General features: G+C 74.5%; 19 protein-coding genes and 1 pseudogene. 10 read left to right on the top strand and 10 right to left on the bottom strand.

Annotated features, from left to right (window positions below):
• Nucleotides 1-35 precede the first annotated feature (35 nt).
• Nucleotides 36-3,080 (bottom strand): bifunctional [glutamine synthetase] adenylyltransferase/[glutamine synthetase]-adenylyl-L-tyrosine phosphorylase, encoded by a 3,045-nt coding sequence (locus HUT16_RS09920; protein ID WP_176187467.1) that lies wholly within the window; start codon nucleotides 3,078-3,080, stop codon nucleotides 36-38.
• Nucleotides 3,081-3,299: 219 nt separating this feature from the next.
• On the opposite strand from HUT16_RS09920, the gene HUT16_RS09925 reads away from it, so the two are divergent.
• Nucleotides 3,300-4,532, top strand: coding sequence for an acyltransferase (locus HUT16_RS09925; RefSeq protein ID WP_176187469.1), 1,233 nt, complete (start codon nucleotides 3,300-3,302; stop codon nucleotides 4,530-4,532).
• Here the strand turns inward: HUT16_RS09925 and HUT16_RS09930 are convergent.
• Nucleotides 4,496-4,918, bottom strand: coding sequence for a hypothetical protein (locus tag HUT16_RS09930; RefSeq protein WP_176187471.1), 423 nt, complete (start codon nucleotides 4,916-4,918; stop codon nucleotides 4,496-4,498). The two genes, HUT16_RS09925 and HUT16_RS09930, sit on opposite strands and share 37 nt — an antisense overlap.
• Nucleotides 4,919-5,055: 137 nt before the next feature.
• The gene (gene glnA, locus HUT16_RS09935) at nucleotides 5,056-6,417 is read right to left on the bottom strand and encodes a type I glutamate--ammonia ligase (RefSeq protein WP_176187473.1); all 1,362 of its coding nucleotides are present in this window, start codon (nucleotides 6,415-6,417) and stop codon (nucleotides 5,056-5,058) included.
• 299 nt (nucleotides 6,418-6,716) lie between these two features.
• Between glnA and HUT16_RS09940 the strand changes: the two genes are divergently transcribed.
• Together HUT16_RS09940 and HUT16_RS09945 are read left to right on the top strand one after the other, a co-directional pair.
• Complete coding sequence (locus tag HUT16_RS09940) at nucleotides 6,717-8,462, top strand: NAD+ synthase (RefSeq protein ID WP_176187475.1); 1,746 nt, start codon at nucleotides 6,717-6,719, stop codon at nucleotides 8,460-8,462.
• Nucleotides 8,463-8,702: 240 nt separating this feature from the next.
• Nucleotides 8,703-9,472 (top strand): annotated as a pseudogene (locus tag HUT16_RS09945) (putative protein N(5)-glutamine methyltransferase).
• On the opposite strand, the gene HUT16_RS09950 reads toward HUT16_RS09945, so the two are convergent.
• The 3 genes from HUT16_RS09950 to HUT16_RS09960 form a co-directional block, all read right to left on the bottom strand.
• On the bottom strand, nucleotides 9,466-10,470 hold the full coding sequence (locus HUT16_RS09950; RefSeq protein WP_176187477.1) for an endonuclease/exonuclease/phosphatase family protein: 1,005 nt from the start codon (nucleotides 10,468-10,470) through the stop codon (nucleotides 9,466-9,468). The pseudogene HUT16_RS09945 and the gene HUT16_RS09950 sit on opposite strands and share 7 nt — an antisense overlap.
• A 186-nt stretch (nucleotides 10,471-10,656) precedes the next feature.
• Nucleotides 10,657-11,319: a TetR/AcrR family transcriptional regulator gene (locus HUT16_RS09955; protein WP_176187479.1), complete on the bottom strand. Its 663-nt coding sequence runs from the start codon at nucleotides 11,317-11,319 to the stop codon at nucleotides 10,657-10,659.
• 23 nt (nucleotides 11,320-11,342) lie between these two features.
• Nucleotides 11,343-12,968 carry an MFS transporter gene (locus HUT16_RS09960; RefSeq protein ID WP_176187481.1) on the bottom strand — a complete coding sequence of 542 codons (1,626 nt, stop codon included), beginning with the start codon at nucleotides 12,966-12,968 and terminating at the stop codon, nucleotides 11,343-11,345.
• A gap of 216 nt (nucleotides 12,969-13,184) precedes the next feature.
• Here HUT16_RS09960 and panB point away from each other — a divergent pair, with 216 nt between their 5' ends.
• From panB to HUT16_RS09975, 3 genes are all read left to right on the top strand, one after another.
• Nucleotides 13,185-14,063 carry a 3-methyl-2-oxobutanoate hydroxymethyltransferase gene (panB, locus tag HUT16_RS09965; RefSeq protein ID WP_176187483.1) on the top strand — a complete coding sequence of 293 codons (879 nt, stop codon included), beginning with the start codon at nucleotides 13,185-13,187 and terminating at the stop codon, nucleotides 14,061-14,063.
• Nucleotides 14,064-14,139: 76 nt separating this feature from the next.
• Complete coding sequence (locus HUT16_RS09970) at nucleotides 14,140-15,123, top strand: ATP-binding cassette domain-containing protein (RefSeq protein WP_176187485.1); 984 nt, start codon at nucleotides 14,140-14,142, stop codon at nucleotides 15,121-15,123.
• A complete protein-coding gene (locus HUT16_RS09975; protein ID WP_176187487.1) occupies nucleotides 15,120-15,947 on the top strand; it encodes an ABC transporter permease in 828 nt (275 codons plus the stop codon). Before HUT16_RS09970 ends, HUT16_RS09975 begins: the two co-directional genes overlap by 4 nt.
• Nucleotides 15,948-15,954: 7 nt before the next feature.
• On the opposite strand, the gene HUT16_RS09980 is transcribed toward HUT16_RS09975, so the two are convergent.
• On the bottom strand, nucleotides 15,955-19,326 hold the full coding sequence (locus HUT16_RS09980; RefSeq protein WP_176187489.1) for a BTAD domain-containing putative transcriptional regulator: 3,372 nt from the start codon (nucleotides 19,324-19,326) through the stop codon (nucleotides 15,955-15,957).
• A 155-nt stretch (nucleotides 19,327-19,481) separates the two neighbouring features.
• Between HUT16_RS09980 and HUT16_RS09985 the strand changes: the two genes are divergently transcribed.
• Nucleotides 19,482-20,297, top strand: a complete 816-nt coding sequence (locus HUT16_RS09985) for a site-2 protease family protein (RefSeq protein ID WP_176187491.1) — start codon at nucleotides 19,482-19,484, stop codon at nucleotides 20,295-20,297.
• A 31-nt stretch (nucleotides 20,298-20,328) separates the two neighbouring features.
• Here the strand turns inward: HUT16_RS09985 and HUT16_RS09990 are convergent, their stop codons facing one another.
• Together HUT16_RS09990 and npdG are read right to left on the bottom strand one after the other, a co-directional pair.
• A complete protein-coding gene (locus tag HUT16_RS09990; protein ID WP_176187493.1) occupies nucleotides 20,329-20,526 on the bottom strand; it encodes a hypothetical protein in 198 nt (65 codons plus the stop codon).
• A gap of 129 nt (nucleotides 20,527-20,655) precedes the next feature.
• On the bottom strand, nucleotides 20,656-21,357 hold the full coding sequence (npdG, locus tag HUT16_RS09995; RefSeq protein WP_176187495.1) for an NADPH-dependent F420 reductase: 702 nt from the start codon (nucleotides 21,355-21,357) through the stop codon (nucleotides 20,656-20,658).
• A 47-nt stretch (nucleotides 21,358-21,404) separates the two neighbouring features.
• On the opposite strand from npdG, the gene HUT16_RS10000 reads away from it, so the two are divergent.
• Nucleotides 21,405-21,983 carry a hypothetical protein gene (locus HUT16_RS10000; protein ID WP_176187497.1) on the top strand — a complete coding sequence of 193 codons (579 nt, stop codon included), beginning with the start codon at nucleotides 21,405-21,407 and terminating at the stop codon, nucleotides 21,981-21,983.
• A gap of 114 nt (nucleotides 21,984-22,097) precedes the next feature.
• The gene (locus tag HUT16_RS10005; RefSeq protein WP_176187499.1) at nucleotides 22,098-23,393 is read left to right on the top strand and encodes an MFS transporter; all 1,296 of its coding nucleotides are present in this window, start codon (nucleotides 22,098-22,100) and stop codon (nucleotides 23,391-23,393) included.
• 7 nt (nucleotides 23,394-23,400) lie between these two features.
• Here the strand turns inward: HUT16_RS10005 and HUT16_RS10010 are convergent, their stop codons facing one another.
• The gene (locus tag HUT16_RS10010) at nucleotides 23,401-23,625 is read right to left on the bottom strand and encodes a hypothetical protein (RefSeq protein WP_176187501.1); all 225 of its coding nucleotides are present in this window, start codon (nucleotides 23,623-23,625) and stop codon (nucleotides 23,401-23,403) included.
• A 121-nt stretch (nucleotides 23,626-23,746) separates the two neighbouring features.
• Here HUT16_RS10010 and map point away from each other — a divergent pair, with 121 nt between their 5' ends.
• Nucleotides 23,747-24,592: a type I methionyl aminopeptidase gene (gene map, locus HUT16_RS10015; protein ID WP_176187503.1), complete on the top strand. Its 846-nt coding sequence runs from the start codon at nucleotides 23,747-23,749 to the stop codon at nucleotides 24,590-24,592.
• The last annotated feature ends 40 nt before the right edge of the window (nucleotides 24,593-24,632 follow it).

Here is a 24,632-nt window from a genome sequence, read left to right on the forward strand (position 1 = left end):
CGGGGAACCGCGCCCCCGGTTTTTTCGTGCCTGCGCTACTCCGAGCCGTAGAACAGCCGCTCCACCACCCGGCGCGCGCGCCGCGTCGTCCGCCGGTACTCGTCCACCAGCTCCCCCGAGTGCCCCACCCCGTACCCCAGGTAGCGCGCCACCCCCGCCAGCTCCCGCGCGTCGCCGGGGAAGCTGTCGCCGGCCCGGCCGCGCACCAGCATCACCGCGGCCCGCACCCGGGAGGCCAGCACCCAGGCCGCGTCCAGCACCTCCGCGTCCTCCCTCTCGACCAGCCCGGCCGCCGTCGCGGCGGCCAGCGCCGCCCGGGTGCGGGTGGTGCGCAGCTCCGGCAGCTCGTGGCCGTGCTGCAACTGCAGCAGCTGCACCGTCCACTCGACGTCCGCCAGGCCGCCGCGGCCGATCTTGGTGTGGGTGGTGGGGTCGGCGCCGCGCGGCAGCCGCTCGGACTCGATCCGGGCCTTGATCCGGCGGATCTCCACCAGGTCCCGGTCGGGGACGCCGGCGCCGGGGTAGCGCAGCGGGTCGATCAGGCCGCGGAAGCGCGCGCCCAGCTCCTCGTCGCCCGCCATCGGCTCGGCCCGCAGCAGCGCCTGGCTCTCCCAGGCGTGCGACCAGCGCGCGTAGTAGGCCGCGTACGAGCTGAGGGTGCGCACCAGCGGGCCGTTGCGGCCCTCGGGCCGCAGGTCCGCGTCGACCAGCAGCGGGGGCTCCACGGAGGGCGCGGCCAGCAGCGTGCGCAGCTCGCCGACCACCTCGCGGGCGGCCCGCGCCGCGTCCTCGTCGAGCGCGCCGAGCCGCGGCTCGTGGACGAACAGCACGTCCGCGTCGGAGCCGTAGCCGAGTTCGTGGCCGCCGAACCGGCCCATCGCGATGATCGCGATCCGGGTGGGCAGTTCGCCGTTGCGGGCCTCCCAGCCGTTGGCCGCGGCGCGCAGCGCGCCCTGCAGGGTGGCCGCGGTGATCGAGGTGAGCGCCTCCCCGGCCAGGTCGAGGGCGCGGGCCGGGTCCTCGTCGAGCCGGCCGAGCACGTCGGCGGCGGCGGTGCGGAACAGCTCGCGGCGCCGGACCGCCCGGACGGCCGCCACCGCCGCGGCCGGGTCGCCGGCCCGGCCGACGGCGGCCAGCACCTCCGACTCCAGGGCGGCCCGGCCGCGCGGGACGAGGCCGCCCGCGTCGCCGAGCATGGCGACCGCCTCGGGGGCGCGCAGCAGCAGGTCGGGCGCCAGCCGCCCGGCGGACAGCACCCGGGCGAGCTGTTCGGCGGCGGCGCCCTCGTCGCGCAGCAGCCGCAGGTACCAGGGGGTGCGGCCGAGCGCGTCGGAGACCTGCCGGAAGTTGAGCAGCCCGGCGTCCGGGTCGGCGGAGTCGGCGAACCAGCCGAGCAGCACCGGCAGCAGGGTGCGCTGGATCGCGGCCTTGCGGCTGACGCCGGAGGCGAGCGCGGAGATGTGCCGCAGCGCGGCGGCCGGGTCGGCGTACCCGAGGGCGGCCAGGCGCTGCTTGGCGGCCTCGGTGCTGAGCCCGGCGGTGCCGGAGCCGGTGACCCGCAGTTCGGCGACCGGCAGTTCGGCGACGGCGTCCAGCAGCGGCCGGTAGAACAGCCGCTCGTGCAGCCGCCGCACCTCCACCGCGTGCCGCCGCCACTCGCGCTGCAGCGCCGCGACCGGGTCGTCCCGGCTCTCGCCCCGGATCAGCGGGGCCATGGTGCGGGCCAGTCGGCGCAGGTCGGCCGGGTCGGTGGGCATCAGGTGGGTGCGGCGCAGCCGTTGCAGCTGGATGCGGTGCTCCAGGGTGCGCAGGAAGCGGTAGGCGGTGTCCAGCGAGGCGGCGTCGGCCCGCCCGACGTAGCCGCCGGCGCTGAGCGCGGCCAGCGCCTCCAGGGTGTTGCCGCTCCTGAGCGTCTCGTCGGTGCGCCCGTGGACGAGTTGCAGCAGCTGGACGGCGAACTCGACGTCGCGCAGGCCGCCGGGGCCGAGCTTCAGCTGCCGGTCGACCTCGCCGGCCGGGATGGCGTCGACCACCCGGCGGCGCATCTGCTGGACGTCGGTGACGAAGTTCTCCCGGGCGGCGGCCTGCCACACCAGCGGGGCGATGGCCTCGGCGTAGGCGCGGCCGAGTTCGGCGTCGCCGGCGATCGGGCGGGCCTTCAGCAGGGCCTGGAACTCCCAGGTCTTGGCCCAGCGCTGGTAGTAGGCGAGGTGGCTGGCCAGGGTGCGCACCAGCGGACCGTTGCGGCCCTCGGGGCGCAGGTTGGCGTCCACCGGCCAGATGGTGCCCTCGCCGGTGGTGTCCGAGCACAGCCGCATGGCGTGCGCGGCGAGCCGGGTGGCGGCCTGCACCGCCCGCTGCTCCTCGACGCCCTCGCGCGCCTCCGCGACGAAGATCACGTCCACGTCGGAGACGTAGTTGAGCTCGCGGCCGCCGCACTTGCCCATGCCGATGACGGCGAGCCGGCAGGCGGCCGCGGCCTCCGGGTCCTGTTCGGCGGCGATGTCCAGGGCGGTCTGCAGGGTGGCGCCGGCCAGGTCGGCGAGCTCGGCGGCGGCCTGCGGCAGGTCGGTGGTGCCGGAGAGGTCGCGGGCGGCGATGGCGAGCAGGCAGCGCCGGTAGGCGGCGCGCAGCGCGTCGGCCCGGTCGCCCCCGTCCGGCGACCACACCCGGCGGGTGAGTTCGCCGAGGAAGTCGCTCCGTCCGGGGTGGATGTCGCGCAGCTCGAAGGAGACCAGGGCGTGCCAGTCGCGGGGGTGCCGGGCCAGGTGGTCGCAGAGCGCGGTGGACGCGCCGAGGACGCCGAGCAGCCGGTCGCGCAGCGGCTTGGAGGTGGTCAGGGTGTCGCGCAGGGTGTGCCGCTCGTGCGGGTCGAGCGCCTCCAGCAGCCGGGCCAGGCCGAACAGCGCCTGGTCCGGGTCGGCGGCGGCGCCCAGTGCGTCCAGCAGCACCGGGTCGGCGGCGAGGCCCTGCAGCGCCGGTTCGCCGAGCAGCCGCACCGCCTGGTCGGGGTCGGAGAAGCCCCGCCGCACCAGTCGGGTCTCCAGCCGGCTGATCCGGCTCCCGGCCCGTTCCTCCACCGTCGTCCCGCCTCCCGTACCCGATCGCTGCCCGGAGGACCCGCACCCCGTCCGAGGAGTCCGCTCCCTGCCCGAAGGGTACGTTCCCACCCGCCCCGCACGCGCCCCGTGACGCACCGTCGGCCGGGCCCCGTCCCCCGCGCCCGCCCGTGACACCCCCGCCGCCCGGCTCGCGCGCCCGCCCGTGACACCCCCGCCGCCCGGCTCGTTGGCCACGGGGTGACCCCCTTCCTCCGGCCCTCCTCCCTCCCTTCCCCTCCGCTCCCTTCCGCCCTCCCCGCCCGGCTGCCCTCGCTCACCGGGCTGCGCTTCCTGGCCGCGCTGCTGGTGGTCTGCTACCACCTGTCCCGCCAGGTCGGCACCCTCCCGGTGCTCAGCCCCCTCGCCTGGTACGGGCGTTCGGGCGTGACGTTCTTCTTCGTGCTGTCCGGTTTCGTGCTCGCCTGGACGTACGCGGACGCCGCCGTCCCGGCCCGCCGCTTCTACCGCCGCCGCCTGGCCCGGATCTGGCCGCTGCACGCCCTGACCACCGGCGCCTCGCTCGCCGTGTACGCCGCGCTCGGCGCGGCCGTGCCGGTCACCGCCGCGCTGTGGTCGCTGCCGCTGCTGCACCCGTGGGGGCGGAGCACCGTGATGGGCGGCAACCCGGCCGGCTGGTCGCTCGGCGACGAGGGCTGGTTCTACCTGCTGTTCCCCCTCCTGCTGCGCCTGCGCCCGGGGCTGCGCACCGCCGCGCTGTGCTGCGCGAGCGGCCCGCTGCTGTGGCTGGCCGGCTCGGCCGTCGCCGACCCGTCCCTGCGCAGCTGGCTGCTGGACTACCTGCCGCTCAGCCGCACCCCGCAGTTCCTGCTCGGCGTCGCCCTCGCCCTGGCCCTCCGCCACGGCCGGCTGCCCGTCCTGCCGCTGCTCCCCACCGCCCTCGCGGTCGCGGCCTTCCACCTCGCCCTGGTCCCCTGGCACCACGCCGTCCCCGACCCGGCCTGGCACAGCCCCTACATCGCCTCCCAGCTCCTCTCCGCCCCGCTGTTCGCCGCCCTGATCACCGCCGCCGCCCAGGCCGACCTGCACCGCCCCGGCGGCCCGCTCACCCGCCGCCCCTGGCTGCTGCTCGGCGACTGGTCCTTCGCCTGGTACCTGGTCCACGAGATCACCTTCCGCCCCTGGCTCCACCACCACGGCCACCCCTCCCCCGGCCTCCCCACCGCCGCCACCTGGCTCCTGCTGGCCACCGCCTCCCTCGCCCTGGCCGCCGCCCTCCACCACCTCGTCGAACAACCCCTGGAACGCCTCCTCCGCGACCGCCCGGCCCCCGCCAGGCCCCGCCGTCCTCCACCACCGCGCACCCGCACCCGCACCCGCAGCGCAGCCGCGGACGGTGACCGCACCCGCCCGCGACCGCACTCGCCCGGTCCGTCCTACACCCGCCGCCAGGGCTCCGCGAACACCGTGTAGAAGTGCGGCAGGCTGTCCTCGGGCCCGTTCTCCAGCCGCCGGAACACCTTCCCGATCGGGTTGCACACCTGCCCGCTCGGCAGCGCCACCACCAGCGGGAAGCCGAACGCCGCGACGTCCTCCCCGGCCACCGGCCGCCAGGCGGCGCCGCCCTGCCGGACCATCACCTCACCGACGTAGCAGCCGAACCCGAACAGCGTCTCGCCGAGCTGGGCACTGACGATCCCGTTCGCCCGGAAGTCCTCGATGATCCCGTCCACCACCGCCAGACTCCGCACCGAGTAGTCCAGTTCGGCCCCGCTCACCTGCGCCGCCGACACCACGATGTCCGCCGCGAACCTCCCGGCGTTCACCGCCTCCGGCGCGTACCGCAACCGCAACTCCATCTGCCCTCCCGGCCCGTGACGATCGACAGGGTTCCGCTTCCCCCCGCCCCACCCCCGTACACGGCCCGCCCCGAAAACGGCCGGGCCCCGCCCCGAGCACGCGGCTCGGAGCGGGGCCGGACGGGCCGTCGCCGTACTCACAGCACCTGGAGCACCTTGCGCAGCTCGAACGGGGTGACCTCGGAGCGGTACTCCTCCCACTCCTGGCGCTTGTTGCGCAGGAAGAAGTCGAAGACGTGCTCGCCCAGGGTCTCGGCGACGAGTTCGCTGCGCTGCATGAGGTCGATGGCCTCGCCGAGGTTCTGCGGCATGGGCTGGATGCCGAGGGCGCGGCGCTCGGCGTCGGTGAGGGCCCAGACGTCGTCGTCGGCGCCCGGGGGGAGTTCGAGGTTGTCCTCGATGCCCTTGAGGCCGGCGGCGAGGGTGACGGCGTAGGCGAGGTAGGGGTTGCAGCCGGTGTCGAGGGAGCGGACCTCGATGCGGGTGGAGCCCTGCTTGCCGGGCTTGTACATGGGGACGCGGATCAGGGCGGAGCGGTTGTTGTGGCCCCAGCAGATGTAGGAGGGGGCCTCGCCGCCGGCGCCGGCGGTGCGCTGGGAGCCGCCCCAGATGCGCTTGTAGGAGTTGACCCACTGGTTGGTGACGGCGGCGGTCTCGGCGGCGTACTTGAGCAGGCCGGCGATGAAGGAGCGGCCGACCTTGGAGAGCTGGTACTCGGCGCCGGACTCGTGGAAGGCGTTGCGGTCGCCCTCGAAGAGGGAGACGTGGGTGTGCATGCCGGAGCCGGGGTGGTTGGAGAACGGCTTGGGCATGAAGCTGGCGTGGACGCCCTGTTCGAGGGCGACCTCCTTCATGACCAGGCGGAAGGTCATGATGTTGTCGGCGGTGGAGAGCGCGTCGGCGTAGCGCAGGTCGATCTCCTGCTGGCCGGGGGCGCCCTCGTGGTGGCTGAACTCGACCGAGATGCCCATGGATTCGAGCATGGTGATGGCCTGGCGGCGGAAGTCGTGGCCGATGCCGCGCGGGGTGTGGTCGAAGTAGCCGGACTGGTCGGCGGGGGTCGGCGCGGTGCCGTCGCCGGGGAGGTCCTTGAGGAGGAAGAACTCGATCTCGGGGTGGGTGTAGAAGGTGAAGCCGAGGTTGGAGGCCTTCTCCAGGGTGCGCTTGAGGACGTAGCGCGGGTCCGCGTAGGAGGGCGAGCCGTCGGGCATCAGGATGTCGCAGAACATCCGGGCGGTTCCGGGGTTCTCGGAGCGCCACGGCAGTATCTGGAAGGTGGTCGGGTCCGGCTTCGCGATCATGTCGGACTCGTAGACCCGGGCGAAGCCCTCGATCGCCGAGCCGTCGAAGCCGATGCCCTCCTCGAAGGCCTGTTCCAGTTCCGCCGGAGCGACCGCCACGGACTTGAGGAACCCGAGCACGTCGGTGAACCACAGTCGGACGAACCGGATGTCACGCTCTTCGAGCGTGCGAAGCACGAACTCCTGCTGCTTGCCCATGGGGAAAGTCTCACCTCTGCTCTTTACGCCCGTGTTACGCCGCCCGCACCGGCCGGCCCGGACCGGCGAAGACCTCGCACGGACCGCGTCGTCCCCCATCATGGCGGATCATCGCCCGCTTGCCGATCCCTGGCGGATCCGGGGGAGCGGCCCGGGGCGGCGTCCGGGGTCCGCGGGGTGACGTCCGAGCACGGAAGCGGCCGCAAGAGGGTGGAAAAGGGGTGAATCCGGGCGCCGGACCCACCGCCCGGGGGGCACCCCCGCGACATAGCGTCAGTTAGACGATTACACTCGTGGGCATGCCGAATCTGCGTCTCGCCCTGTGCCAGATCGACCCCTGGGTCGGTGACCTCGCCCGCAACAGCGAGGAGGTGCTGCGCTGGTCGAAGCGGGCCGCCGAGTCCGGCGCCGACCTGATCGCCTTCCCGGAGATGGTGCTGACCGGGTACCCGGTGGAGGACCTGGCCTTCCGGGGCTCGTTCGTCGAGGGCTCGCGCGCCGCGCTGGTCGACCTGGCGGCGAAGCTGGCCGCCGAGGGCCTGGGCGACACCCCGGTGGTGGTCGGCTACCTGGGCCGCGGCGAGCCGGGCACCCGGTACGCCGGCCGCCCGCAGAACTGCGCGGCGGTGCTGCGCGGCGGCGAGGTGGTGACCAGGTTCGCCAAGCACTTCCTGCCGAACTACGGCGTGTTCGACGAGTACCGCTACTTCGTGCCGGGCGACCAGCTGACGGTGCTGCGGCTGCACGGCGTGGACGTCGCGCTGGCGATCTGCGAGGACATCTGGCAGGAGGGCGGCCGGGTCGCCGCCACCGGCCAGGCGGCCGCGGGCCTGCTGCTGTCGCTGAACGGTTCGCCGTACGAGCGCGACAAGGACGACGTCCGGCTGGAGCTGGTCCGGCGCCGGGCCGCCGAGGCGGGCTGCCCGCTGGTGTACCTGAACATGGTCGGCGCGCAGGACGAGCTGGTCTTCGACGGCGAGTCGATGGTGGTCACCGAGGGCGGCGAACTGCTGGCCCGCGGGCCGCAGTTCGAGGAGGCGCTGCTGGTCGTCGACCTGGACCTGCCGGCCGCGAACGAGGACGGCCTGCCGGACGGCACGGTGCTCGCCGACGGCCTGCGGCTGACCCGGGTCGACCTGGGCGGCGCGCCGAAGGAGCGGCCCGCCGCACCGCTCGACCCGGAGGTCGCCGAGCGGCTGGACGACGAGGCCGAGGTGTACGCGGCACTGGTCGAGGGCACCCGGGCGTACGTCCGCAAGAACGGAATGCGCTCGGTGCTGATCGGCCTGTCCGGCGGCATCGACTCGGCGCTGGTCGCGGCGATCGCGGTGGACGCGATCGGCGCGGAGAACGTGTACGGCGTCTCGATGCCCTCGCGCTACTCCTCGCAGCACTCCCGGGACGACGCCGCCGAGCTGGCCCGCCGCACCGGCCTGCACTTCCGCACGGTGTCGATCGCCCCGATGTTCGACGCCTACCTGGGCGCCACCGAGCTGACCGGCCTGGCCGAGGAGAACCTGCAGTCCCGGCTGCGCGGCACGCTGCTGATGGCGATCTCCAACCAGGAGGGGCAGATCGTCCTGGCGCCGGGCAACAAGAGCGAGCTGGCGGTCGGCTACTCGACGCTGTACGGCGACTCGGTGGGCGCGTACGGGCCGATCAAGGACGTGTACAAGACGCTGGTCTTCCGGCTGGCGCGCTGGCGCAACGCACAGGCCGAGGCGCGCGGCGAGGTGCCGCCGATCCCGGAGAACACCATCTCCAAGCCGCCGTCGGCGGAACTGCGGCCGGACCAGAAGGACACCGACTCGCTGCCCGACTACGACCTGCTGGACGCCGTCCTGACCAGGTACGTGGAGGGCGACGAGGGCCGGGACGCGATCGTCGCCGCCGGGTACCCGGCCGAGGTGGTGGACCGGGTGGTGCGGCTGGTGGACACCGCCGAGTACAAGCGGCGGCAGTACCCGCCGGGCCCGAAGGTCTCGCCGAAGAACTTCGGCCGCGACCGCCGGCTGCCCATCACCAACCGCTGGCGGCAGGGCTGAGCGGGGCGCGGGCGCCCCGCGGGGAGCCCGCGGGGCGCGGCTGACAGCGGGGGCGCGAAGGGTTAGGGTGAGCGCCGCAGCGCGCGCCCGTGACACGCCCGGCGCGCCCGGACCGAGGAGGTGGGAGAGATCACCGTGCAGGTCGTCGAGGTGCTCCCCCGCCGCCGGGCCGCGGCCTGACCGGCCGGGGAGCCCGCCAGGCTCTCCGAGAGGTCCCCGTTGTCACTTCCCCCTTCCCCGCTGATCGACCGGCTGGTCGACCGGCTGCGCGCGGCCGGGTGCGTCTTCGCCGAGGACGAGGCCCGGCTGCTGCTGGCCGCGGCCGACGGCCCCGCCCGGCTCGACGAGATGGTCGGGCTCCGCTGCGCCGGGCACCCGCTGGAGCAGGTGGTGGGTTTCGCCGAGTTCGCCGGGGTGCGGGTCGCGCTCGCCCCCGGGGTGTTCGTGCCGCGCCGACGCAGCGAGTTCCTGGTCGAGCGGGCGGCCGCGCTGGGCGGCCCCGGCGCGGTGCTGCTCGACCTGTGCTGCGGCTCCGGCGCGATCGGCGCGGCGCTGGCCGCCCGGCTCGGCCCCGGCGTCGAACTGCACGCCGCGGACGTCGACCCGGCGGCGGTGGCCTGCGCCCGCCGCAACCTGGCGCCGTACGGCGGGCTGGTCCACCTGGGCGACCTGGACGCCCCGCTGCCGCGCACCCTGCTCGGCCGGGTCGACCTGCTGGTGGTCAACGCCCCGTACGTGCCGACCGGCGAGATCCCGCTGCTGCCCCCGGAGGCCCGCGACCACGAGCCCGCCGCGGCGCTGGACGGCGGGCGGACGGCCTGGCGGTGCAGCGCCGGGTCGCGGCGGCCGCGCCGCGCTGGCTGGCGCCCGGCGGCCGCCTGCTGATCGAGACCAGCGGGCGGCAGGCCCCGGCGACGGCCGCGCTGCTGGCCGCCCGGGGGCTGGCGGTGCGCACCGCGCAGGACGCGGAGCGGGACGCCACCGTGGTGGTCGGCCGGAGGCGTCAGTAGCGGTAGTCGGCGGCCACCGCGAGGTGGTCGCTGGCGTCGGCCGGGAGGGTGCGGGAGTCGGTGGGGACCAGGCCGCCCTTGCTGAGGATCTGGTCGATCCGGGCGGTCGGGAAGGAGGCCGGCCAGGAGAAGCCGAAGCCGTCGCCGACCGCGCCCTGGGCGGAGCGCATCTGCGAGGTGATCGGGGCCAGGCTGCGGTCGTTCATGGTGCCGTTGAGGTCGCCGAGCAGCAGCACCCGGCCCAGCGGCTCGCGCTCGATCGCGTCGCCGAGGGCCTGCGCGCTGACGTCGCGCCGACCGGCCGTGAAGCCGCTGTCGAACTTGACCCGCACCGAGGGCAGGTGCGCGACGTACACCGCGAGCGGGCCCCGGGGGGTGGTGACCCGGGCGCGGAAGGCCCTGGTCCAGCCCATCTTGATGTCGACCACGGACACGCCGTCGATCGGGTAGCTGGACCACAGGCCGACGGTGCCCTCCACCACGTGGTACGGGAAGGCTTCGGCCAGCCCCTTCGCGTACACCGGGGCGGCGGACGCGGACAGCTCCTCCAGCGCGACGATCTCGGCGCCGGAGCCGGAGAGCATCCGGATGGTGCCCTGCGGGTCGTCGTTGGCGGCGGCCACGTTGTGGGTGAGCACGGTGAAGTCGCCGGGCCCGCTGCCCTTGTCGACCAGCAGCGCGCCGAACAGGTTCAGCCACACCGCGCCGGGCAGCAGCGCCGCGACCAGCGCCACCCCGGCGCGGCGCCACAGCGCGAGCGCCAGCAGCACCGGGACGCACAGGCCCAGCCAGGGCAGGAAGGTCTCCAGCAGGCTGCCCAGGTTGCCGACCGCGTTGGGCACCTGGGCGTGGCCCACCAGCACCGCGGTGACCAGCAGGCCGAGCACGGTGAGCGGCCACCCGCGCCGCCAGGCGAACCAGCGGCGCAGCCGCTCCCGCCGGCCCTCGGGCCGCTCGGGTTCCTGCACCAGTACCGCCGGGCCGTCCGCCCGCACCATCGCCCGCTCCTCGCCGCCGCGCCCGGCCGGTCTGCCCTCCGGCCCCGTCCCCGACCTGCTCCGATCCGATTCTCGGCTCAGCCTATGACGGGATGGACGCGGCGAAGTGCCGGGAAAGTTCCGGTCCTGCACCGAACGGGGGCGAAAGCGACCGGCCCGCGCCGGACCGGGCGGGCCGGGAGGGCGTCAGCGCGCGGCGGACGGGGCCGCGCCGGCGCCGATGCCCTGGAGGGCGGCGTCGACCATCTGCCGGGGCAGGTCCGGGTCCTCCAGCGGGGCGTCGTCCCACAGGACGGTGCGCAGCAGGATCGGGCCGATCAGCAGCTCGCAGAGCAGCTCGACGTCCAGGTCGGCGCGCAGTTCGCCCGCCGTGACGCCGCGCCGGACGATCTGCCGGACCAGCTCGCGGCGGGGCTGCACCACCCGCTCCTGGTAGGTCTGCTTGAGCTCGGGCCAGGCGTTCATCTGCCCGAGCGCGGACCGGACGACCCACCGGGAGCGCTTGATCAGGCCGCGCCGGCGCATGTAGTCGACGGCGTTGATCAGGTCGTCGCGGTAGGTGGGGCCGAGCATCGGGGGCAGCGGCTCCTCCAGCCGGGCCACCACGTCCACCAGCAGGGCCTCCTTGTTGGGCCAGCGCCGGTAGATGGTGGCCTTGCCGACGCCCGCCTCGGCGGCGATCCGCTCGATAGACAGCTGGGACAGGCCGGTGCCGTCCTCCATCAGCTTCTCCACCGCGGCGTAGATCGCCTGTTCGGCGGCCTCGCTGCGCGGGCGGCCCCGCCGCGGGGCGTCCTGCTCCGCGGCGGGGCCGTGGCACGGCTGGAGCGGAGTGTCGGCGCTCGTCATGGCCCTATTCTCCACCCTCGCGATCACACCTTGGCGGTGCTCGCGCCGGAGTCCTCGCGGTCCTGCGGGCCGGCCGCCGCGGCGCCCGGGCCGCCGGGCCCGGCCGGTGCGGCGCCCTTGCCGGGCAGCAGGAGCAGCGCCAGCAGCGCGCCGAGCACGGTGACGCCGGCCGAGACGCCGGAGACCACGTGCATGGCGTGGATGAAGGCGTCCTTCGCCGGGTCGACCAGGGCGGGCAGGTGGAGCCGCTCGGCCACCCCGAGGGTGGACTCGATCGACTCGCCGGCCCGGTCGCGGACCGGGGCCGGGACGGCGGCCAGGTGGTCGTCCATGCCGTTGCGGTAGACCGTGGACAGCAGCGCGCCGAGCACCGCGATGCCGAGCGAGCCGCCGACCTGGCGGAAGGTGTTGTTCAGCGCGGAGCCGGCGCCGGCCTTCTCGCGCGGCAGCGCGCCCATGATGGCGACGGTCACCGGCGGCATCACGTGCGCCATGCCGGCGCCCATCACGAAGCCGAGCACGATCAGCAGCCAGATCGGGCTGGTCGCGGTCAGGAAGGCGTAGCCGAGGAAGCCGAGGGTGACCAGCAGCATGCCGCCGGCGCAGGTCAGCCGGACGCCGAACCGGTCGACCACCAGCCGGGCCCGCGGCGCGAAGACCAGCTGGGCGACGGCCAGCGGCAGCATCAGTTCGCCGGCCTCCAGGGCGCTGTAGCCGCGCACGCTCTGGGTGTAGAAGACGCCGAAGAACGAGACGCCCATCAGCGCGAAGAACACGATGCCGACCACGCCGATCGAGGCCGAGAACACCTTGTTGCGGAACCAGGTGACGTCCAGCGCCGGGTACCGGGTGTGCTTCTCGAACAGCACGAAGGCGACCAGGGCGAGCACGCCGACCAGGGTCGGGACCCAGGCCTTCGGGTCGGTGAAGTCGGCGAGTTCGCCGCCCTTGATGATGCCGTAGATCAGCGCCACCAGGCCGACGATGGACAGCAGCACGCCGACCGGGTCGAGCTTGCCGGGGTTGGGGTCCTTGGAGTCGGGGACGAGCCAGCCCATCAGGCCGAGCGCCACGATCACGATCGGGACGTTGACCAGGAAGACCGAGCCCCACCAGAAGTGCTCGATCAGCAGGCCGCCGGTGATCGGGCCGATGGCGATGGCCAGGCCGACCGCGCCGGCCCAGATGCCGATCGCCTTGGGCTGCTCGTTGCGCTCGAAGACGTTCATGATGATGGCCAGCGTGGCGGGCATCACGAAGGCGCCGCCGAGGCCCATCACCGCGCGGTAGCCGATCAGTTCGCCCGGGCTGGCGGCCAGCGCGGACAGCAGCGAGCCGAGGCCGAAGACCAGCATGCCGGCCAGCAGCGTCCACTTGCGGCCGAAGCGGTCGCCGAGCAGGCCGGCGGTGAACAGCAGGCCCGCGAAGACCAGGGTGTAGGAGTTGATCGCCCATTCCAGGTCGCTCTGGCTCGCGCCGAGGCCGACCGGGGCGGGGGTGGCGATGGTCTTCATCGCCACGTTGAGGATCGAGTTGTCGAGGACGACGACGAGCAGGGCGAGCACCAGGGTGCCCAGGATCCACCAGCGTCGGCGGTGTACGGCTTCCGGCACCCGGGGGGCCTGGACAGCTGCGGTCGGCGAGGTCATGCGAACAGCCTAACCCCCTTTTCAATACGAGACGGTCTCGTATCGCATGTGCGAGGGCAAGGAACGGCAAAGACTTCCCCAAGGGACCCGGCGGGCCGCGCCGGACACGACCGGGCTCCCGCGCTCTTTGCGGACGGCCCGCGGCGTGCAAGCATGGAGCCAGATCCGGGGACGCCGTACGGCGCCACGAGACGACACACACCAGGAGCCTGTTCGATGAACAACGCCTCTCCGCTTCAGCCTGCCCAGACGCCGGACGCATCCGTCGGCGCCACCCTCTACGGGGGTGTCACCAACCGCCGGATCACCGTCCGGGACCTCGCCAAGGCCAAGCGCAACGGCGAGCGCTGGGCGATGCTCACCGCCTACGACGCCCTCACCGCCGGGGTGTTCGACGAGGCCGGCATCCCCGTCCTGCTGGTCGGCGACTCGGCCGGCAACTGCCACCTCGGCTACGAGACCACCGTGCCGGTGACCATGGACCAGATGGTGATGATGTCCGCCGCCGTGGTCCGCGGCACCAAGCGCGCCCTGGTCGTCGCCGACCTGCCGTTCGGCTCCTACCAGGAGTCCCCCGCCCAGGCCATGCACAACGCGGCCCGCCTGATGAAGGAGGCCGGCGTCCAGGCCGTCAAGCTGGAGGGCGGCGAGCGCAGCGCCCGCACCATCGAGCTGCTGGTCGACGCCGGCATCCCGGTGATGGCCCACATCGGCCTCACCCCGCAGTCCGTGCACGCCTTCGGCGGCTACCCCGTCCAGGGCCGCGGCGACGAGGCCGCGCACCGGCTGCTGCGGGACGCGAAGGCCGTCCAGCAGGCCGGCGCCTTCTCGGTCGTCCTGGAGGCCGTCCCCGCCGAGCTGGCCGCGCAGGTCACCGAGCACTCCGCGATCCCCACCGTCGGCATCGGCGGCGGCCCCGGCACCGACGCGCAGGTCCTGGTCTGGACCGACTTCGCCGGCATGACGGCCGGCCGCGTCCCCAAGTTCGTCAAGCAGTACGCCGACCTGCGCTCGACGCTGACCCGGGCCGCGACCGAGTTCGCCACCGACGTCCGCGAGGGCACCTTCCCGGGCCCGGAGCACTCCTTCAGCTAGCGGGACGAGAGGCCCTGAAGGCCGGCTGACAGCGCCGTGACAGCGGGCTGACAGCCGGCCCCGGCACGGTGTTCCCATGACACGAATCGAGCGGAACGCCGTGGAGGTCCACGGCATCGTGAAGCACTACGGGGAGACCAAGGCCCTGGACGGGGTCGACCTGACGGTGCGCGAGGGGACGGTCCTGGGTCTGCTCGGTCCGAACGGGGCCGGGAAGACCACGCTGGTGCGGGTGCTGTCCACGCTGATCAAGCCGGACGCGGGCACCGCCTTCGTCGGCGGCTACGACGTGCTGCGCCAGCCCAAGCAGCTGCGCCGCACCATCGGACTGACCGGCCAGTACGCCTCGGTGGACGAGCTGCTGTCCGGCTACGAGAACCTGTACCTGATCGGGCGCCTGCTCGACCTCTCCGCCAAGGCCGCCAAGGCCCGCGCCGCCGAACTGCTGGAGCGGTTCTCGCTCACCGAGGCGGCCAAGCGCCCGGCCAAGGGCTACTCCGGCGGCATGCGGCGCCGCCTCGACCTCGCCGCGTCGATGATCGGCCGCCCGAAGGTGCTGTACCTGGACGAGCCGACCACCGGCCTGGACCCGCGCACCCGCAACGAGGTGTGGGACGAGGTGCAGCGGATGGTCGGCGAGGGCTCGACGGTGCTGCTGACCACCCAGTACATGGAGGAGGCCGAGCAGCTCGCCCACGCGCTGACCGTGATCGACAAGGGCCGGGTGATCGCCAACGGCGGCGTCCAGGAACTGAAGGCCCAGGTCGGCGGCCAGAGCCTGCAGGTGCGGCCGACCGACCCCGCGCAGCTCGCCGAGATGGCCCGCTGCCTGCGGGAGGCGGGCATCGCAGCCACCTTCTCCGCCGAGTCGGAGCTGCTGTCGGTGCACCTGACCGACGACGCCCAACTGACCACCGTGATCGGGGTGCTGGGCACCCGCGGGTTCGGGATCGCCGGCATCGACACCAAGCTGCCCAGCCTGGACGAGGTGTTCCTGACCATCACCGGCGGCAAGTCCGCCGTCCCCGCCCGGCCGCGTGACAAGGAGCCCGTCGCATGAGCACCGCCACCCTGAACCCCGCTCCCGCCGCGGCCCCCGCCGGCGAGGACGACACCCGGATCGGCCTGCGGGCCAACCTGCGCCACCTGGGCGCGCTGACCCGCCGCAACCTGATGCGGATCAAGGCCGACCCCGAGTCGATGCTGGACGCGCTGCTGATCCCGGTCATCATGATCGTGCTGTTCGTCTACGTGTTCGGCGGCGCGATGGCCCACAACCAGCACGAGTACATGCAGTACATGGTGCCCGGCCTGCTCGGCACCACCGGCCTGAACCTGGCGATGGCGCTGGGCACCGGCCTGAACACCGACTTCCAGACCGGCGTGATGGACCGCTTCCGCACCCTGCCGATCGGGCGCTCGGCGGTGCTGCTGTCGAAGATGATCGCCGAGACGCTGCGGGCGGTCGTCGCCTTCGCGGTGCTGATCGGCTTCTCGATGATCCTCGGCATGGACATCGACGGCGGCCCGCTGAAGCTGGTCGCCGCGGTCGGCCTGTCGCTGGTGTTCGGCTCCTCGCTGATGTGGGTGTCGATGCTGCTGGGCATGTCGCTGCGCAGCGCCCAGGCGGTGCAGGGCATGTCGATGCTGGTGATGATGCCGCTCCAGTTCGGCAGCTCGATCTTCGCCGACCCGACCACCATGCCGGGCTGGCTGCAGGCCTTCACCAAGCACAACCCGCTGTCCGCGCTGGCCGACGCCTGCCGGGCGCTGATCAACGACCAGCCGGTCGGCAACTCGGTCCTCACGGTGCTGATCTGGTCGGCGGCGATCACCGTGGTGACCGCGCCGCTGGCGGTGGCCCGCTTCCGCAAGCGCACCTGACGGTGGGTCAGCCGGCCCCGGGCCGGTACGACCCGGGATCGTCGAGCAGGGCGGACGCCTCACGGTGCGTGAGGCGTCCGCCCCGTTCGTACGCGGCCAGGTAGTCGTCGGCGCCGAGCAGGGCGCGGGCGGCGGCGGTGGCCCGGCCGCACTCCCAGCGCTCGGTGAACGAGCCGGGCGTGCCGCTCAGCCCCTGGTGGGCGCCGAGCAGTTCGGCCGCGCGGCGGGCGGCGCCCGGGTCGTCGTGGAGCCGGGCGTACTCGACCAGAGCGCCGGCCAGCGGGATCATCAGCATCATCGCCATGTGCTCGACGAAGACGCTGACGCCGCCCTCGGACTCGGCCATCGTCCGGCGGCCCCCGCGGATCAGCTCCAGACCGGCCGCCGGGTCACCGGCCAGGGCCACCACCCAGCCGCGGATGCAGGCGGTGATGCCGGTGAACACCGTGGGGACGAGGCCGCCCGGGCCCTGATCGGCGGGGAGCCCGTCGAGCGCGGCGAGCGCCTCGGCGTACGCGCCGCGCCGGGTGGCCAGGTTGCACAGCACCAGCCGCCCGTACAGCCGGGCGCCCTCGGAGTCGGTCTCGGGGACGGCCTCGACCGCCTCGCGGACCATCCGTTCGCCGGTCTCCGGGTCGCGTTCGGCCACCACCTCGCCGAGCCGGGCCCGCATCATCGGGACCTCCTGGTAGGCGCCGAGCTGGACGGAGAGCTCGATGGCCTGCCGGAAGGCCGCCTCGGCCTGCCGGGAGTGGCCGGACTTGGTGGCGTTCTCGGCCTTGCAGGAGAGCGCGTCGGCCATGCCCCAGCGGTCGCCCAGCGCGCTGTACAGGGCCAGCGCCTCCTCGCTGTCGACGATCGCCTGGTCGAGCGAGCCGGCCAGGTCGTTGAGCAGCCGGGCGCGCAGTTGCAGGGCGAACGCCAGGTCCAGCGGGCCGCCGTGCACCCGGGCGCCGGCCACCGCGTCGTCCATCACCACGCGGGTGCGCTCCATCTCGCCGGTGAGGAAGACCGCGAAGATCCGGCCGAGCACCGGCTGCCGGTAGGACTGCGGCAGGTCGGGGGTGTAGGTCGCCAGGACGCGCTGGGCGGTGCCCAGGGTGTCCTGGCTGTCCAGCATGCTCATGTCCCCGGAGAACAGGCTGAGCAGCCGGACGAGCACCAGTTGGCGGCGGGCCTCCTGGAGCATTTCGGGCGGCATCGGCAGCGGCGCGTCCAGCGGGCCCGCGGTGAGCGGGACGGGCGGCGGGGCGTCGTCGGCGTACGGGTCGGGGCAGAGCGCGGCGACCGCCTCGTACCAGGCGACGGACTCGTCGCGGTAGTCGCGCAGCATCCAGTAGCCCGCCATCGACAGCGCCAGGACCAGGGCCTCCTGCTCCTGGCCGGTGTCCACGGCGCGGCGCAGCGCGGCCCGGACGTTCTCCCGCTCGCGGTCGAGGCGGTCGAGTTCGTCGAGCTGCCCGGGGCCGTGCAGGTTCAGGTAGGCGGTGCGGCCGAGTTCCCGGTAGTGGGCGGTGTGGCGGCCGCCGGCCCCGGTCTCGCCGGCCTCGGTCTCGCCGGCCTCGGCGAGGCGCTCGGCGGCGTACTCGTGGATGGTCTCCAGCATCCAGTAGCGCGGCTGTTCGCCCAGCCCGGCCACCAGCAGGGACTTGTCGACCAGCGAGAGCAGCAGGTCCGCGACGTCCTCGCGGCGCACCAGTTCGCCGTCGGCGACGACCTGTTCGGCGGCCTCCAGGGTGCAGCCGCCGGCGAACACCGAGAGCCGGCGCAGCACGGCGCGCTCGCGGGTGCCCAGCAGGTCCCAGGACCAGTCGACGACGGCGCGCAGGGTCTGCTGGCGGGGCAGCAGGGTGCGCGATCCGGCGGTGAGCAGGGCGAACCGGGAGTCGAGGCGGTCGGCGAGCTGGCGGGGGGTGAGGCCGCGCAGCCGGGCGGCGGCGAGCTCGATGGCCAGCGGCAGGCCGTCCAGGCGGCGGCAGAGTTCGGCGCAGGCGTCCGGGTCCTGGTCGGTGCGGAAGCCCGGGCGGGCGGCGGCGCCGCGTTCGGCGAGCAGCCGCAGCGCGGTCGGGTCGGGCAGCGGCTCCACCGGCAGCACGGACTCGCCGGGGACGCCGAGCGGTTCGCGGCTGGTGGCGAGCACGGTGACGCCGGGGCAGTCGGCGAGCAGCCGGTCGGCGAGGTCGGCGGCGGCCTGGACGACGTGCTCGCAGTTGTCGAGCAGCAGCAGGACGCGGCGGCGGCCGAGGTGGTCGACCAGCCGGGAGACCGGGTCCTTGCGGGCGCCCTCGATGGCCTCGGCGACGGCGCCGCCGGTGTGCAGCACCGTCTCGCGCAGGCCGAGCGCGGAGGCGACGGCGTCGGGCACGGCGGCCGGGTCGTCCAGCGGGGCGAGTTCGACCTGCCAGACGCCGCCGGGCCAGCGGGCGGCGTCCTGCTCGCGGCGGCCGGCCTCGACCGACAGCCGGGTCTTGCCGGAGCCGCCGGGGCCGGTCAGGGTGGTGAGCCGGCCGGCCGTCAGGGCGTCGGCGACGGTGGCGAGTTCGCCGTCCCGGCCGACGAAGCTGGTCCGGCCGGGGCGCAGGTTGCCGGCCGCGGGGCGGCGGGCGGCGCGGCGGGCGCGGGGCGGGCGCGGGCGCGGGGCGGGCGCGGGCGCGGGGGCGGCGACCGGCTCGGACCGCAGCAACTCCTGGTGCAGGGAGCGCAGTTCGGGCCCGGGGTCGGTGCCCAGCTCCTCGGCCAGGGTGCGCCGGATCTCCTCGTAGCGGCCGAGCGCCTCGGCGGTCCGGCCGGCGGCGCGCAGGGCGCGCAGCTGGAGGGCCTGGAGCTGCTCGTCGAAGGGGTGGTCGCGGCAGAGTTCGGCGAGCTCGGCGGTGACCTCGGCGGTGCGGCCGAGTTCCAGGGCGGCGGTCAGCCGGTGCCGGCGGGCCTCCTCGCGCTGCGCCTCCAGCCGGGCGGCGGGGGCGGTGCGGTCGGGCAGGTCGGCGAGGGCGGGGCCGCGCCACAGCGCGAGCGCGGCGGTGAGCTGCTCGGCGGCGGCCGGGTCGCCGCCCTGCAGGGCGCGGGCGCCGTCGGCGGCCCGGCGCTGGAACTCGGCGACGTCGGTGCGCGGGTCGGTCAGCCAGTATCCGGCGGGCCCGGAGCCGATCTCGGCCCGGCCGACGGTCCGGCGCAGCCGGCCGACCAGGGTCTGCAGCGCGGCGGCCGCGTCCTGCGGGGGCTCGTCGGCCCACACCTCGTCGGCGAGCAGTTCGGCGGGCACCGGGCGGCCCTGGCGCAGCGCGAGCGCGGCCAGCAGGGCGCGCAGCCGGGCGCCGCCGAGGGCGACCGGGGTGCCGTCGTCGTGGTGGGCGGTGGTGGTGCCGAGGATGCCGTAGTGCACCAGCCCATTCTGAGGGACGCGCCGAGCGCCGCGGGCACACCTGTGCGGAACGCCCGGCCGCTCCGGTACGTTCACCCGGGGCCGCTTGTCCCGCCCGCCCGCCGGGCGGCATGATCGGACGCCCGTCCCGCCACCACCTCCGGAGCCCCCTCGCCATGACCTACGCCAGCACCGGCCAGCGCAGCGCGGAGAACCGGGTCAGCCCGATCTTCCTGGCCCTGGCCGCCATCCTGCTCGCCTCCGGCTGGGCGCTGGCCACCGGCTGGGGCAACGACCGGTTCGGCGTCTTCCTGTTCGTGGTCTCCGGCTGGATGGTCTCGCTCTGCCTGCACGAGTACGCGCACGCGCGCACCGCGCTGGCGGGCGGCGACATCACGGTCGGCACCAAGGGCTACCTGACGCTGAACCCGCTGAAGTACGGGCACGTGGTGCTGAGCTTCGTGCTGCCGGTGGTCTTCGTGATCATGGGCGGCATCGGCCTGCCCGGCGGTGCGGTCTACATCGAGCGGGACCGGATCGCGGGCCGGCTCAAGCACAGCCTCATCTCGGCGGCCGGGCCGCTGGTGAACGTCGCCTTCGGCGTGGTGACGCTGGTGCTGGTCAGCCGGGGCTGGTTCGACAACCCGGACGTACCGGCCCACTACGACGGCCAGGACCTGTGGTTCTCGCCGCTGCCCGCCGCGCTGGGCTTCCTCGCCTACCTGCAGGTGACGGCGGCGATCCTGAACCTGCTGCCGGTGCCGGGCCTGGACGGCTACGGCATCGTCGAGCCCTGGCTGTCGTACAAGGTCCGGCGGGCGGTCGCCCCGTACGCGCCCTACGGCATGCTGCTGCTGTTCGCGCTGATGTGGCAGAGCAAGGTCGGGCAGTGGATGTACGACCTGGTGTCGGGGATCTTCGGCCTGTTCGGCGCCGACTCCCGGTACATCGACCTGGGCCGGATCCTGTTCTCGTTCTGGAAGACCTACTAGGCCCCGCGGCCCCGGCCCCGCCCGGCTTCGCTCAGCGCTGCTCGGCGGGGGCCGCCGCGGCGCGGCGGGCGATGCGGTCCTTGCGCAGGTGGTACCAGGCGATGTTGCTGGCCACGGCGGCCATCAGGACCCACACCACGCCGTACCAGTTGCCCTTGGCGAACGAGACCACCGCGGCGATCACCGCCAGGACGAGGACGGTCGAGGCGTACAGGGCGTTGCGGGGCATGGCGGGGCTCCTCGGGGGCGGTGGTGTGCCCGGCCATTCTCGCCGACCGAACGCGGTGGCCGGGGCCGGGGGTGGTGGCGGAACGGGCGCGCGCCGGGGGCGCGGGGGCGGCCGCGGCGCGCGCCGGGCTCACACGTCGGTGATCCGCAGACCCGCGTGGGCCTTGTAGCGGCGGTTGACCGAGATCAGGTTGGCGACCAGCGACTCCACCTGGTGGGCGTTGCGCAGCCGGCCCGCGAAGATGCCGCGCATGCCGGGAATCCGGGAGGCCAGCGCCTGCACGGTCTCGGTGGCGGCCCGGTCCTCGCCCAGCACCATCACGTCGGTGTCGATCCGCTCGACGCTCTCGTCCTGCAGCAGCACCGCCGACAGGTGGTGGAAGGCCGCGGTGACGGTGGAGTCGGGCAGCAGCGCGGCGGCCTGCTGGGCGGCCGAGCCCTCGGGGACCTGCAGCGGGTAGGCGCCCTGCTTGTCGAAGCCCAGCGGGTTGACGCAGTCGACCACGATCTTCCCGGCGAGTTCGGCGCGCAGCGCGGTGAGCGTCTCGGCGTGGCCGTCCCACGGCACCGCGACGATCACCACGTCGCTGTCGGCGGCGCAGGCCGCGTTGTCGGCGCCGCGGATGCCCAGGCCCAGTTCGGCCGCGCAGGCCGCGGCGCGTTCGGCGCTGCGGGAGCCGATCACCACCTGCTGTCCGGCCTTGGCGAGCCGCAGGGCGAGGCCGCGGCCCTGGTCCCCGGTGCCGCCGAGGACACCCACCACCAGGTGGGAGACGTCGGGCAGGTTCCGGCCCGGCCCGGCCGTCGCGTTCACTGAATCGGGTTGCGTCATGCCGAAGATCCTGCCAAACCCGCTGCCGGGGCAGCATGCTGTCGCGCATGGACGCGGTGAGAGTTTCCGCACTCCGGCAGTCACTGGCCGGTACCGGCTGGCCCGAGCGGGCGGGCGCCTTCGCCGCCGCGCTGCGCGGTTCGGTGACCAGGCGCAGCGCGAGCGGTCTGCTGCTGGTCGGCACCCCCCGCTACGAGCCGTGGCACCTGGCGGCGCACCTGAGCGACGAGGCCGCGTACGGCGGCCTGCCGGAACTGGCCCCGACGCTGCTGCGGCACGACGTCCCGGCGGGCGCGCCGGCGCACCTGGCCTGCGGGCTGCCCCGGCTCGCGGAGGCGCGCGCGGGCGCGACGGTGCTGCTGGTGGCGCCCGGCCCGGCGGACGCGCCGCTGCTGGAGCGGCTGGACGGCGCCCGCCGGGCCGGGGCGGTGCTGCTGGCGCTGGACGACGGGGACCCGGACCTGGCGGACCTGGCGCACGAGCGGCTCACCGTGCCGGGGGCCGCGCCGGAGCCGTTCGAACTGGTGCAGCACCTGGTCAGCTCGGCCACCACGGCGGCGGCGCCGCGCTCGCGGCTGTCCCGGCTGACGGAGCGGCTGACCGCCTCGCCGGTGCTGCGCTGGTAGCCCCCGCCCGGCCCGCCACCCGCCCCGCCCGCCCCGCCCGCGCCGCCGCGGCCGCCCTGACCTCGGGGAAAACCGCTTGCCCCGGGCCGTCCCGGTGACGGAGCATCTGGCCATGTGACAGGTACCGCTCCGTTCTTCCGCAGGCTCCTCCCGGATCTCACGCCCTGGCGTGCCTCCCGGGACTTCCGGCTGCTCTGGGCCTCGGGGTGCGTCACCGGGTTCGGCAGCTTCCTGTCGTTCGTGGCGCTGCCGATCCAGATCAAGGAGCTGACGGGTTCGACCTTCGCGGTGGGCCTGGTCGGCGCGTTCGAGCTGGTGCCGCTGGTGGTGTTCGGCCTGTGGGGCGGCGCCCTGGCGGACGCGCTGGACCGGCGCCGCCTGGTGCTGCTCAGCGAGGCCGGGCTGGCCCTGCTGGCGGCGCTGCTGCTGGCGAACGCGCTGCTGCCGCACCCGCTGCTGTGGCCGATCTACCTGGTCGCGGCGCTGACCGCGGCGCTGGCGGGCCTGCAGCGCCCGGCGCTGGACTCGATGGTGCCCCGGGTGGTGGCGCACGACCAGCTGCCCGCCGCGTTCGCCCTCAACTCGCTGTACCGCAACGTCGCCTCGGTGGCCGGGCCGCCGCTGGCCGGCGTGGTGGTCGCGGTCTCCGGCGCCCGCAGCGCCTACGCGCTGGACCTGCTGACCTTCCTGCTCTCGCTGGCGCTGATCGTCCGGATGCGGCCGGTGCCGCCCGCCGAGAGCGCCGAGTCCCCCTCGCTGCGCACCATCGGGCAGGGCCTGTCGTACGCCTGGAGCCGCAAGGACCTGCTGGGCACCTACGCGATCGACCTGGTGGCGATGCTGTTCGCCTACCCGGTGGCGCTGTACCCGTTCCTGGCGGCGGAGTTGGACGCCGAGTGGGCGCTGGGCCTGCTGTACGGGGCGACGGCGGCCGGGGCGCTGCTGGTGGCGGCCACCGGCGGCTGGACGGCCCGGGTGCACCGGCACGGGCGGATGCTGCTGTTCGCGGCGCTCGGCTGGGGCGGGGCGATGGCGCTGGCGGGCCTGGCCGGGAACGTCTGGCTGGTGCTGCTGTTCCTGGCGGTGGCCGGCGGGGCGGACCAGGTCAGCGGGGTGGCCAGGTCGACGATCTGGAACCAGTCCATCCCCGACGAGCTGCGCGGGCGGCTCGCCGGGGTGGAGGTGCTCTCGTACTCGGTGGGCCCGCAGCTGGGCCAGGTGCGGGCCGGCGGGATGGCGGCGCTGGTGGGGGTGCGCGGCTCGATCTGGGCGGGCGGGCTGCTGTGCGTGGCGGGCGTGCTGGCGCTGACCGCGGCGATCCCCCGGCTGCTGGCCTGGGACTCGCGCACCGACCCGCACGCGCTGGCGGTGCGGGCCCAGCACGAGCGCCAGGCCGCGGGCGTCTCCTGAGCCGGCGTCAGCCCCCGGCGGGCGGCTCCTCGTCGTTCCAGCGCGGGTCGTCCCGCCACTCCTGGTTGCGCTCGGCGGCGGTCTCCAGGGCGCGCGCGGCCTCCTCCCGGCTGGCGTACGGGCCGAGCCGGTCCTTGGCCGGGCAGTCCGGGCCCTCCTCGACCTTGTGGTGCTTGATGCAGTAGAACCACTCCCCCGGCTGCCCGGTGGGCTTGCTGCGGCCGAACGCCATCGTCTGCTTCTCCGTCCTGGTGGGTGCCGCGGCGGGCCGCGGCGGTCGGTGGTGATCCTTTCCCGCCGCCCGGTCCGCACACACGGCCGGGGCGCGGCGGGCGGCCGATAGACTCGCCGTCATGGCTCTGGTACCCGGCACGCTGTCCCCCACCCGCAAGGTCCCCGCGCACATCGCGCGTCCGGAGTACGTCGGCAAGCCCGCGCCGACGCCGTACACCGGCCCCGAGGTGCAGGACGACGAGACGATCGAGAAGATGCGGATCGCCGGCCGGATCGCGGCGCGGGCGATGGCCGAGGCCGCGAAGCTGATCGCCCCGGGCGTGACCACCGACGAGCTGGACGCCGTCGCCCACGCGTACATGTGCGACCACGGCGCGTACCCGTCGGACCTCGGCTACCGGGGCTTCCCCAAGTCGATCTGCACCTCGGTCAACGAGGTGATCTGCCACGGCATCCCGGACTCGACGGTGCTGCGGGACGGCGACATCGTCAACATCGACGCGACCGCGTACATCCACGGCGTGCACGGCGACCTGAACGCCACCTACCTGTGCGGCGAGGTGGACGAGGAGTCCCGGCTGCTGGTCGAGCGCACCGAGGAGTCGCTGAACCGGGCGATCAAGGCGGTCAAGCCGGGCCGGCAGGTCAACGTGATCGGCCGGGTGATCGAGTCGTACGCCAAGCGGTTCGGCTACGGGGTGGTGCGCGACTTCACCGGCCACGGCATCAACACCTCGTTCCACTCCGGCCTGATCATCCCGCACTACGACAGCGACCGGGCCACCCAGGTGATCAGGCCCGGGATGACCTTCACCATCGAGCCGATGCTCACCCTGGGCACCTACGACTACGAGATCTGGCCGGACGGCTGGACGGTGGTCACCAAGGACCGCAAGCGCACCGCCCAGTTCGAGCACACCCTGCTGGTGACCGCGGACGGCGCGGAGGTCCTCACCCTGCCCTGACCGGCCCGGGTGCCCGGCGACGACGCGGCGGCCCGCCACT

Origin of the sequence: Kitasatospora sp. NA04385, assembly GCF_013364235.1 — a bacterium.
Taxonomy (GTDB): Bacteria; Actinomycetota; Actinomycetes; order Streptomycetales; family Streptomycetaceae; genus Kitasatospora.

Excerpts from the sequence above, each read along its gene's own strand:
- panB (WP_176187483.1), top strand. The coding sequence starts at position 13,185 with ATGAACAACGCCTCTCCGCTTCAGCCTGCCCAGACGCCGGACGCATCC.
- HUT16_RS09975 (WP_176187487.1), top strand. The coding sequence starts at position 15,120 with ATGAGCACCGCCACCCTGAACCCCGCTCCCGCCGCGGCCCCCGCCGGC.
- HUT16_RS09930 (WP_176187471.1), bottom strand. The coding sequence starts at position 4,918 with ATGGAGTTGCGGTTGCGGTACGCGCCGGAGGCGGTGAACGCCGGGAGG.
- HUT16_RS10000 (WP_176187497.1), top strand. The coding sequence starts at position 21,405 with ATGGACGCGGTGAGAGTTTCCGCACTCCGGCAGTCACTGGCCGGTACC.
- HUT16_RS09940 (WP_176187475.1), top strand. The coding sequence starts at position 6,717 with ATGCCGAATCTGCGTCTCGCCCTGTGCCAGATCGACCCCTGGGTCGGT.
- map (WP_176187503.1), top strand. The coding sequence starts at position 23,747 with ATGGCTCTGGTACCCGGCACGCTGTCCCCCACCCGCAAGGTCCCCGCG.
- glnA (WP_176187473.1), bottom strand. The coding sequence starts at position 6,417 with ATGGGCAAGCAGCAGGAGTTCGTGCTTCGCACGCTCGAAGAGCGTGAC.
- HUT16_RS09960 (WP_176187481.1), bottom strand. The coding sequence starts at position 12,968 with ATGACCTCGCCGACCGCAGCTGTCCAGGCCCCCCGGGTGCCGGAAGCC.
- HUT16_RS10010 (WP_176187501.1), bottom strand. The coding sequence starts at position 23,625 with ATGGCGTTCGGCCGCAGCAAGCCCACCGGGCAGCCGGGGGAGTGGTTC.
- HUT16_RS09985 (WP_176187491.1), top strand. The coding sequence starts at position 19,482 with ATGACCTACGCCAGCACCGGCCAGCGCAGCGCGGAGAACCGGGTCAGC.
- HUT16_RS09990 (WP_176187493.1), bottom strand. The coding sequence starts at position 20,526 with ATGCCCCGCAACGCCCTGTACGCCTCGACCGTCCTCGTCCTGGCGGTG.
- HUT16_RS09950 (WP_176187477.1), bottom strand. The coding sequence starts at position 10,470 with ATGGTGCGGGCGGACGGCCCGGCGGTACTGGTGCAGGAACCCGAGCGG.
- npdG (WP_176187495.1), bottom strand. The coding sequence starts at position 21,357 with ATGACGCAACCCGATTCAGTGAACGCGACGGCCGGGCCGGGCCGGAAC.
- HUT16_RS09970 (WP_176187485.1), top strand. The coding sequence starts at position 14,140 with ATGACACGAATCGAGCGGAACGCCGTGGAGGTCCACGGCATCGTGAAG.
- HUT16_RS09955 (WP_176187479.1), bottom strand. The coding sequence starts at position 11,319 with ATGACGAGCGCCGACACTCCGCTCCAGCCGTGCCACGGCCCCGCCGCG.